The sequence below is a fragment of the Tepidibacter formicigenes DSM 15518 genome (assembly GCF_900142235.1).
GTDB classification, from domain to species: domain Bacteria; phylum Bacillota; class Clostridia; order Peptostreptococcales; family Peptostreptococcaceae; genus Tepidibacter; species Tepidibacter formicigenes.
The window spans coordinates 18,372-28,703 of record NZ_FRAE01000031.1; the positions used below are offsets into that span (position 1 = coordinate 18,372).

12 protein-coding genes and 1 riboswitch are annotated in these 10,332 nt (G+C 27.5%); of the genes, 1 reads left to right on the forward strand and 11 read right to left on the reverse strand.

Translation table 11 applies throughout. The annotated features are described in order from the left end of the window. Positions 1 to 6: 6 nt before the first annotated feature. The 11 genes from rpoD to BUA77_RS07515 form a co-directional block, all read right to left on the reverse strand. The gene (gene rpoD / locus BUA77_RS07465; protein WP_072888835.1) at positions 7 to 1,125 is read right to left on the reverse strand and encodes an RNA polymerase sigma factor RpoD; all 1,119 of its coding nucleotides are present in this window, start codon (positions 1,123 to 1,125) and stop codon (positions 7 to 9) included. A gap of 17 nt (positions 1,126 to 1,142) precedes the next feature. Continuing rightward, a complete protein-coding gene (gene dnaG, locus BUA77_RS07470) occupies positions 1,143 to 2,939 on the reverse strand; it encodes a DNA primase (protein ID WP_072888837.1) in 1,797 nt (598 codons plus the stop codon). 198 nt (positions 2,940 to 3,137) lie between these two features. Beyond that, positions 3,138 to 3,923 carry a 3-deoxy-7-phosphoheptulonate synthase gene (gene aroF, locus BUA77_RS07475; protein WP_072888839.1) on the reverse strand — a complete coding sequence of 262 codons (786 nt, stop codon included), beginning with the start codon at positions 3,921 to 3,923 and terminating at the stop codon, positions 3,138 to 3,140. Beyond that, entirely contained in the window at positions 3,916 to 4,401 is a 486-nt protein-coding gene (gene folK, locus BUA77_RS07480) for a 2-amino-4-hydroxy-6-hydroxymethyldihydropteridine diphosphokinase (protein WP_072888841.1), read from the reverse strand. Before folK ends, aroF begins: the two co-directional genes overlap by 8 nt. Further along, a complete protein-coding gene (gene folB, locus BUA77_RS07485; protein WP_072888843.1) occupies positions 4,394 to 4,759 on the reverse strand; it encodes a dihydroneopterin aldolase in 366 nt (121 codons plus the stop codon). Before folB ends, folK begins: the two co-directional genes overlap by 8 nt. A gap of 8 nt (positions 4,760 to 4,767) precedes the next feature. Continuing rightward, the gene (gene folP / locus BUA77_RS07490; RefSeq protein ID WP_072888845.1) at positions 4,768 to 5,559 is read right to left on the reverse strand and encodes a dihydropteroate synthase; all 792 of its coding nucleotides are present in this window, start codon (positions 5,557 to 5,559) and stop codon (positions 4,768 to 4,770) included. A gap of 10 nt (positions 5,560 to 5,569) precedes the next feature. Next, the gene (gene folE / locus BUA77_RS07495) at positions 5,570 to 6,133 is read right to left on the reverse strand and encodes a GTP cyclohydrolase I FolE (RefSeq protein ID WP_330390047.1); all 564 of its coding nucleotides are present in this window, start codon (positions 6,131 to 6,133) and stop codon (positions 5,570 to 5,572) included. Positions 6,134 to 6,147: 14 nt separating this feature from the next. Then, positions 6,148 to 6,834, reverse strand: a complete 687-nt coding sequence (locus BUA77_RS07500; protein ID WP_072888848.1) for a hypothetical protein — start codon at positions 6,832 to 6,834, stop codon at positions 6,148 to 6,150. Continuing rightward, complete coding sequence (locus BUA77_RS07505; protein WP_072888850.1) at positions 6,824 to 7,579, reverse strand: aminotransferase class IV; 756 nt, start codon at positions 7,577 to 7,579, stop codon at positions 6,824 to 6,826. Before BUA77_RS07505 ends, BUA77_RS07500 begins: the two co-directional genes overlap by 11 nt. Then, positions 7,569 to 8,918 (reverse strand): aminodeoxychorismate synthase component I, encoded by a 1,350-nt coding sequence (gene pabB / locus BUA77_RS07510; protein WP_072888852.1) that lies wholly within the window; start codon positions 8,916 to 8,918, stop codon positions 7,569 to 7,571. Before pabB ends, BUA77_RS07505 begins: the two co-directional genes overlap by 11 nt. Position 8,919: 1 nt before the next feature. Continuing rightward, positions 8,920 to 9,498, reverse strand: a complete 579-nt coding sequence (locus tag BUA77_RS07515; RefSeq protein ID WP_072888854.1) for an anthranilate synthase component II — start codon at positions 9,496 to 9,498, stop codon at positions 8,920 to 8,922. A 72-nt stretch (positions 9,499 to 9,570) separates the two neighbouring features. Next, positions 9,571 to 9,668: riboswitch (THF riboswitch) on the reverse strand. Positions 9,669 to 9,989: 321 nt separating this feature from the next. Here BUA77_RS07515 and BUA77_RS07520 point away from each other — a divergent pair. Then, positions 9,990 to 10,169: a hypothetical protein gene (locus BUA77_RS07520; RefSeq protein WP_072888856.1), complete on the forward strand. Its 180-nt coding sequence runs from the start codon at positions 9,990 to 9,992 to the stop codon at positions 10,167 to 10,169. The last annotated feature ends 163 nt before the right edge of the window (positions 10,170 to 10,332 follow it).

The window sequence follows — 10,332 nt, forward strand, 5'->3', positions numbered from 1 at the left end:
AATTTTTTAATCTAAATAATCCTTTAACTTTTTAGATCTACTTGGATGTCTTAATTTTCTCAAAGCCTTTGCTTCTATCTGTCTAATTCTTTCACGAGTTACATCAAATTCTCTTCCTACTTCTTCAAGAGTTCTTGCTCTACCATCTTCAAGTCCAAATCTTAGTTTTAAAACCTTTTGCTCTCTTTCATTTAAAGACCCTAAAACTTCTTCTATTTGTTCTTTTAAAAGTGAATATGCAGCAGCTTCAGCTGGAGCCGGAGCATCCTCATCTGGTATAAAATCTCCTAAATGACTATCTTCTTCTTCTCCTATAGGAGTTTCAAGAGATACTGGTTCTTGAGCTATTTTTAATATTTCTCTTATTTTTTCTTCAGGCATATCCATTTCCTTAGCAATTTCTTCAGGTTTTGGTTCTCTGCCTAACTCTTGAAGAAGCTGTCTTGAAACTCTTATAAGTTTATTTATAGTTTCAACCATATGAACAGGTATTCTTATAGTTCTTGCTTGATCTGCTATAGCACGAGTTATAGCCTGTCTTATCCACCATGTAGCATAAGTACTAAATTTATATCCTTTGCTATAATCAAATTTTTCTACTGCCTTTATAAGACCTAAGTTACCTTCTTGTATTAAATCTAAGAAAAGCATTCCTCTTCCTACATATCTTTTAGCTATACTAACAACTAGCCTAAGATTAGCCTCAACAAGTCTTTTCTTAGCTAATTCCTCGCCATCTTCCATTCTTTTTGCAAGTTCAATTTCTTCTTGTGCTGATAGAAGAGGTATTTTCCCAATTTCTTTTAAGTACATCCTAACGGGGTCATCTATACTTATTCCTTTAGGTAAAGATAAATCTAAATTTTCAAAATCAAATTCATCATCCTCTTCAGCATCATCTTCATCTTTAGAAAATTCAATATTATCTTTCTTGTTTTTTTCTTCAACAACTTCAATTCCCATTTGACCTAATGTTTCATATAAATTCTCTACTTGGTCTTTATCTAATTGAATTTCACCTAAAACTTCCATTATCTCGCTATAAGTTAATGATCCTTTTTTCTTTCCTCTATCTATAAGCTCTTTCACCGATTGTTTTTGTTCCTTAGTTATTTTATTAGCCACTGTTATTCCCTCCTTTCCTATAAAATATCCTTAAGCTCTTTTTCTAACTGAATTATTTTCATTGCAATATCTAACAATTCTCTATCAACCTCACTTGAATTTATATTTTTATCAATTTTCTTTTTTTGTTGTAATTCATATTGCCTATTAAGCAAATTATCTCTCTTTATTTTTAGACTATTTCTTTTTAATGTTTTTATCATGCCCTCTAATGTAACATTTAAATCTATACTATCTATATTTATATCTGATATTTCATTTATAAAATTCTCATTTACATTAATATTCTTTAATTTGTCAATAGTTATTATATCCAAATCTTTACTTTTAATTATATAATTTAATATTTCTCTACTTTCTTCTAGTAAAAAATCATCTATATCTAATTTTAAAAGTATTAAATTTCTCAAATCTTTATTTTCTAAAAATATCTTTATAAGCTGCTTTTCTGCTATTTGTCCACCATTTTTTTTAATTTTAATTTCTTCAATTTTTCTAGTTTCATTTTGATTAAATTGCCTTGGATTATAATATTTGCCATAAACTTCACTTCCTATTGCATTTACTGATATACCTGTTTCTTTAGATATTTTTTTTATATAATGCTCTAATTCTATAGGACTTTTTATTTCTTTTAGTATTTTGGATACTTTTTTTGTAAAATCTACTTTCTCTTGTGCATTATCTAAATTGTAATCTTTTTTTAAAATATCTATTTTAAACTGCACTAGTGAAACAGATTGATTCAAGTATTTTTTAAACAAATTAACGCCTTTTTTTCTTATATATTCATCAGGATCCTTAGCTTCATCGAACTTTAAAATTTTAACATCAAGACCAACTTCCTTTAATATATTCATTCCTTTTAAAGTTGCTTTTGTTCCTGCTTCATCGCTATCATAAGCCATTATTACTTTATTGGCATATCTTTTTATTAGTTTTCCCTGTTCTTTAGTTAGGGCTGTTCCTAAAGATGCCACTACATTTTTTATTCCAAATTGGAAAAGACTTATTACATCCATATATCCTTCTACTATAATTAATGTTTCATCCTGTATATATTTTTTTGCAAAATTTAATCCATATAAGTTATATCTTTTGTTAAATATAAGTGTTTCTGGAGAATTTAAATATTTTGGGATTAAATCTCCTAAAACTCTTCCTCCAAAACCTATTACTTTTCCTCTCACATCAAATATTGGAAATATAATTCTGTCTCTAAATCTATCTATATATCCATTTTTATTTTTTTTCTCAAGTATTAGACCACTTTCCATTAACTCACTTTCTTTATATCCCTTTGATAATAAGTATTTTGTTAAATTATCCCAATTATCATATGCATATCCTAAACCAAAGTATTTAATTGTCTTATCATTCAATCCTCTTCTTTTAAAGTATTCATATCCTTTATTTTTGTTTTGAAAAAGGGCGTTAAAAAAATACCTAGCTGAATCCAAGTGAATTTCATATAACTTCTGCTTCTTATTTATAATTTCTTTAGCTTTATTATCCATTTTGCCTTTGTTAATTTCAATTCCAACTTTTTCTCCTAAAAATTCTAATGCCTCCATAAAGTCTAGATTTTCTATTTTCATTATGAAATTTATTACATCTCCACCTTCTCCACATCCAAAGCATTTATACATTTGCTTTTGAGGGCTTATTACAAATGATGGAGTATTTTCTGAATGAAATGGACATACAGCTTTATAATTTGCTCCAGCAGATGTTACTTGTACATAACTAGATATAATATCTACAATATCATTTCTTTCTTTTACTTCTTCTATTATATGTTGAATATCACTCACTATATCACCCTCTATTTAGGTGTAATACTTAATTAATTCTTCAAAAAACTTGTATTTCCTTCATCTGAAAATTTTTAAATTTTATATAAAGTCAATAGTAAAATTTTATTATTTAAAATACAATTTACTATAATTCGACTTTTTTAAATAAAATCCTTCTTTATTTTTAAAATTTATTTTTAAAAAAATAAACAGGGCTTATATAGCCCCATTTTTTAAACTAATTAAAAGATCTTCAAATTCATCAAAAGTAAGAGATTGTTTACCATCTGATAGTGCATTTTTAGGATTAGGATGAACCTCTACCATAATTCCATCTGCTCCAGCTGCAAAAGAAGCTAAAGACATAGGTTTAACAAGTTCTCTAACTCCCGTGCCATGGCTTGGGTCAACAACTACAGGAAGTCCTGTTTCTTTCTTTATAATAGGAACTGCTGCTAAATCCAAAGTATTTCTAGTATAATCATTGTATGTTCTAATTCCTCTTTCACACATTATTATATTTGTATTTCCACCTATAGCTATATACTCAGCAGCCTTTATCCATTCATCAATAGTAGCTGACATTCCTCTTTTTAAAAACACAGGCTTGTCCTGTTTTCCAACTTCAACAAGCAGTGGAAAGTTATGCATATTCCTTGATCCAATTTGAATTATATCAGCTACATCATATACTTTATCAAAATCCCTAACATCCATTAATTCAGTAACTACAGGAATTTTTACTTCTTTTTTTACAGATTTTAATATCTCAAGACCTTCTTCTTTCATTCCTTGAAAAGAAAAAGGGGAAGTTCTTGGTTTATACGCTCCACCTCTTAGTACATTAGCTCCTATAGCTTTTACAAATTTAGCAGTATCTAAAAGTTGATTATAACCCTCTATTGCACAGGGACCAGCAATTATAAGTTTATCATTTGGTATTGTTATACCACTTTTTAAATTTATTTTAATATCTTTATTCTTAAATAGCTCTTTACTCATCCCCTATGTACTCCTTTACATCTTCCACATCAACTAATTCTAACCAATCCTTTATTTTTTTCCCTTTAATGATTAAGTCTTCATCTAAATCCATTAAAGGTACTAAAACAAAAGCTCTTTCTTGTATCCTTGGATGAGGAAGAGTTAAATTTTCATCATTACAGATTATATCATCATAAATTAAAATGTCAACATCTATTGTTCTAGGTCCCCACCTTATAATCCTTTCTCTTTTTAAAAACCTTTCTGCTTCTTGGCATTTTTTTAGAAGATTATGAGGTGAGAGATTAGTATTAATTTTTAAACATAAATTCAAAAAGTTCTTTTGATTAGTATATCCCCATGGCTTGGTTTCATATACCTTAGATATTTTGACTATTTTGGTATCTTCAAAATTATTTATTAAATCAATAGCATCTTTTAAATATTTTTCTCTATCTCCCATATTTGTTCCTAAACTCAAATAAACATTACTCATCTCTTTTTCTCCTTATTTCAACTCCAAAATAATCAAACATTCCATTCACAGGAGCTTCTGGTTTTTTTACTCTAACCATTATCTCTTTAACTAAATTAAATTCGTTAAATATTTGTTTTGATATATTTTCACATAAAGCCTCTAAAAGATTATACTTTTCATTTTCACATATATTTTTTACTAGATCATAAACTTGAGCATAACTTACTGACTCATTAACATCATCAGTTTGCCCTGCTTTCTTTAAATCAAGATAAAGTTCTATATCTATAAAAAACTTTTGTCCAAGTACGTTTTCTTCCTTAAACACTCCGTGATATCCATAAAATCCTAAATTATTTAAAATAATCTTATCCATACTCTTCCCTACTTTCTATATATAGCATCAGTAACTTTTGCTGCTCTTAAGTTTTCTTTTATATCATGAACTCTTACTATATCTATTCCTTGTATTATTCCCATTACAGTTGTAGCAATAGTCCCTTCTACCCTTTCTTTTGGTGGAAGATTTAGTATTTTGCCAATCATTGATTTTCTCGATGTTCCTAAAAGAACTGGATATCCAAGTTCATTAAGCTCTAAAAGTCTTCTCATAACATGCATATTTTGTTCAGGAGTTTTCCCAAATCCAATACCTGGATCCAATATTATTTTTTCATCCTTAATTCCAGCTTCTTTTGCTATTTTTATACTTTCTTTAAAAAATGTCTTTATAGACTTTATTATATCTTCTTTATATTCAGTTCCCATTTGATTGTGCATAATAACTACATAAGCATTGTGTTTTGCAATAACATTTGCCATGTTTTTGTCTCTTTGAAGTCCCCATACATCATTAATTATAGGTACTCCTATACTTAATACATTATCTGCAACAGATGATTTGTATGTATCGACAGATATAGGAACATCTATTTCTTTAATTAATCTTTTAACAACTGGAAGAACTCTTTTAAGCTCTTCCTCTTCACTAACTTCACGAGAACCAGGTCTTGTAGATTCTCCTCCTACATCTATAATATCAGCACCTTCTTTTATCATTTCTTTTGCACGATTTATAGCTATATCAACACTTGTAAATTCTCCCCCGTCTGAAAAGCTATCAGGAGTTACATTTAGTATCCCCATTATATATGTTCTTTCCCCAAAATTAAACATCATATCACCTCTATTTATTATTTATTAAGCTCATTACTTCTGCTCTTGCTGCTACATCTTTTTCAAAAATACCTCTTACTGCTGATGTAATAGTTTTAGATCCTGGCTTTTTCACACCTCTCATTGTCATACACATATGTTCTGCTTCAACAACTACAATAACTCCATACGGATTTAAAACATCAACTAAAGCCTCTGCTACTGTCTTTGTTATTCTTTCTTGAAGTTGTGGTCTTTTTGCTGCAGTTTCTACTACTCTTGCAAGTTTGGAAAGCCCTGTAAGTTTTCCTCCTTTTGGTATATAAGCAACATGGGCTTTTCCAAAGAATGGAACCAGATGATGTTCACAAGTTGAATAAAAAGGTATATCTTTAACTAAAACTAATTCTTCATGTTTTTCGTCTTGAAAAAATATTTCAAGATGCTTTTTAGGATCTTCGTTAAGACCGCTATATATTTCTTCATACATTCTAGCTATTCTATCAGGAGTATCCCTAAGTCCCTCTCTATCTGGATCTTCTCCTATAGCTTCTAGTATATCTCTTACTGCTCTTCTTATTTTTACTTTATCCATTTTCCCCAACTCCCTTAATATATTATTTTTATTTTGTCATTATTTTTTATATCTTTAAATATATAATAAATCATTCTTTCAAGAATATCAGAATTATAGTCTTCATATAACTTTTGAGCCATTTCATATAAATTTTTATCAGCTTCATTTAGTAATTTAAACAATTTTTTATCTTTAGGAACCCACTTTTTGTTTACCATAAAATATGCTCTTATTATATCTCTTAAATATAAACTAGATAAAAACTTTACTTCTTGCCGATTCTTATCTTTAATATTTTTAATTCTTTTTATATTATCAAGAAGTATAAATCTTAAATTATTAATCTCATCAAAAGATATTTTTTCTGGTCCCTTTTCATACTGTATTTTAGCATTTTTTTTGTAGTTTTTTCCAACATTATCTTTATCATAAATTAAAATTCCCTTGCTCATACCTTCTATAAAAAATTGTTTTTTATCATTTATAAGCTTATTTGATAAATCCATTGAAAAATAATTTATATCAAATTCAATGTTTTGTATATATTTTATTTCTCTTATTTGTCTTTGTCCTTTTTTGGTAATTACAAATAAATCAATATCATTTATCTTATTATTAAAGTTTAAATCCTTACTTGAGCCAACTACTAATATAGAAACATTATTATCATCTTCTTTTATCTTTGATATTTCTTTTTCAAATGTTTCTTTAATACTCATTATATTTCTCCTTTAGTTTTAAATTTATTATATTAAACAAATCATTTTCTTTATTATAATTTATATTTTCAATACAGTTGACTCTCATTAAATCCATTAAACTGTTTGTAATAAAACAAAACTCAAATTTACTAATTTCTTTTAAATCAATTTCTTCTTCTAATACATCTACACTTAGAGAATTTAAAATATTTATAACTTCACTTCTTATTATTCCAGGAAGAATATATAAATCTTCTTTAGGTGTATATACTTTTTTTTCTTTTATAAAAAATATATTTGTCATAGCCCCTTCCAATATTTTGTTTTTCATATTTATAAATAAAGCTTCATCATATCCTTCATTAAGTGCATATCTTTTAGAATAAATATTTTCAAAATAATTAGTAGTTTTATATTTATGTATTAAACTTTTCCCTCTTTTTATAGGGGATATTTTAAGATTGTATCCTTTTTTATAGTCTTCAACCTTATAACTTATATCCCTTAGGGAAAAATTATATCCTTCATCAAATATTGTTACTCTCAAAGCTTTGTATTTTATATCTTTTATGTAGTTAATTATTTCTTTTTTCAATACATTCTTTGATATACGAAAAGATATATTAAGTTCTTTTATAGAATTGTACATTCGATCTAAGTGCTTATCTAAAAAAATAGCATTACCATTATGAACTTTTATAGTTTCAAATACTCCAATTCCAAATTTCGTCAAATAACTTTTAAATGATGCTTTATCCTTCATAATAACCCCTTACTGCTTTCATAATGGATTTTGCCTTATGAATAGTTTCATCATATTCATCTTCAGGATTAGAGTCCCAAGTTATTCCTCCTCCAACCTGAAAATATATGTCCTCATCTTTTTTAACAATAGTCCTAATAGCTATATTTAAATCAAGCATTCCATCAAAACCTATATATCCAACAGACCCAGTATAGACATTTCTCTGAGTTGGTTCAAGCTCATCAATAATCTCCATAGATTTTATTTTTGGAGCCCCCGTTATAGATCCTCCTGGAAATGTTGCTTTAATAACATCAATAACATCTTTATTTTCTTCAAGTTCACCTACTACTGTAGATACTAGATGATGTACATTAGAATATTCTTCTAACTTGAAAAGCTCTGGAACTTTAACTGATCCTATTTTAGAAACCCTACCTAAATCATTTCTTTCCAAGTCCACAATCATTAATAGCTCAGCTTTATCTTTTTCACTGTTTTTAAGTTCCTCTTTTAATTTTATATCTTCTTCTACTGTTTTTCCTCTTGGTCTAGTTCCTTTTATAGGCCTTGTTTCTATTACATTATCAACTAACTTTATAAATCTTTCAGGAGAGTTAGAAAGTATATTTACATCCTCAAAGTTTAAAAATGCTCCAAAAGGTGCTGGAGAAAATCTTCTAAGATCTCTATAAAGTTCAAAGCTTGTCATATTAACTTTTCCATAAAATCTTTGAGTTAAATTAACTTGATATATATCTCCATTTCTTATATAACTTCTTACTTTCTCAACTGATTCAAGATATTTTTCTTTTGTAAAATTAGATTCTAATTTTACTCTAGGAAATTCATTTTTTTCATAACAAATAGAATCTATTCCATTTTCTTGTGCTTTATTTATTCTACTTATAACATTTTCTATTATCTTATTTTCATCATCTTTATTAATATCAGGTGAAGCTATATACGTTTTATTTTCAAGGTGGTCAATTACAATAGCCCAATTGTAAAATCCAAAATATAAGTCAGGTATTTTTACATCATCTACTGCATTTCTTGGAAGTTTTTCTATATAGTGACAAAGGTCATATGATAAGTATCCAACAGCCCCTCCTATAAAAGGAAGGTCAGTATCGTTATTTACTTTATACTTTTTTAATTCTTTTCTAAGTTCTTCCAATGGATCTTTTTCACAATTTTTAAATTTTAATATTTTAAAAGGATTTGCACTTATAAAGGAATATCTTCCTAATCTATTCTCATCCATGGCACTATCTAGTATAAAACTGTGATTATCATCTTTAAATATAGTAAATATTTCAAAGGAGTTAAGTTTTGTGCTAATTTCTCTTATCATATTAAGCCTCCCCTCTGGCCTGTTTTAAGAAGTTTTTTAATATTTCATGACCTTGTTCTGTTAATATTGCTTCTGGATGAAATTGTACTCCTTCTATTAAATATTTTTTATGTTTTATTCCCATTATTTCTCCCTCATCAGTTATTGATGTGATTTCTAGTTCATCTGGAAGGGTTTCTTTATCAATAACAAGAGAATGGTATCTAGTTACATTTAAAGGATTATTTAAATTTTTAAACACTCCTTTATTTTTATGCTCTATTGCATGTACCTTTCCATGTACAGGTTTTATTGCTTTTGCAACTTTTGCACCAAATACATGTCCAATAGTCTGATGTCCTAAACATATACCCAGTATTGGTTTTTTTCCTTTAAAATAATTTACTGTGTCTATACAAATTCCTGCCTCAATTGGAGAAGAAGGTCCTGGAGATAAAACTATAATCTCTGGATCTAATTTCTCTATTTCACTTATTGTTATTTCATCATTCCTTTTTATAACTATTTCTTCTCCTAACTCTCCTAAAAACTGTACCAAATTATAAGTAAATGAATCATAATTATCCACCATTAAAATCAAATAAATTCCCCCTTTATATAATTAAAAAGCACCTTTTTCACAGAAAAGGTGCTTTTAAAAAGTCCTTTTTCTGTCAGCGGATGCGATATCACATCGCAAAGGAAAACTCCTTCTTCCTTTAGAGGCAACTTCCCATCCTCTAACACTTAACGCGTGATATTTACTCTGCCAGAATAAATTTGTTAATTTTTTGTTTTTTACAACTTCATTATATATTTCACAGGAAAAACTTGTCAATATAACATATAAATATACATTAAATTTTATATATATACATTCTTCCATTTATGCATTAAATCCTTTTTTATTGAATTTTATTTAAGCTTAGTTTTTTAATTAATTATATTATGAACCCTTTATAAATTCAGTAAAATAGTAGCATTTATTATTTTAAATATATTTCCATATTTACTACACTATGCTTGGAATAAAAAAAGTATATTATGAAATTATAATACTATATAAATATATTATATACAATGGAGGCCGTTATGAACAGATATGTAATTATACGATCTGATACAAAATCTATTTCAAGCCCTATGAATAAAAAAGAAGCCATATCTAAAGTAAAAGAATATGATAAACAAGGAATATCTAGTTATATTGTTTCAAAAAATGAAGGTAATAGAAGAACAAAATATCACTTCGTGATACTCTCAGATGAGTAGCAGAGCTACTCATCTGTATTTTTTGAAACTAATTCACCATTACATTTTGGACATATAAGTATAGGCATTTTTACTTCAAAATTCTCAATATCACAACCAGAAGCAAAAAAGTCATCTTCAATAAATTCATCAATAATAAACCTAGGTACATCTTCTTCAAATC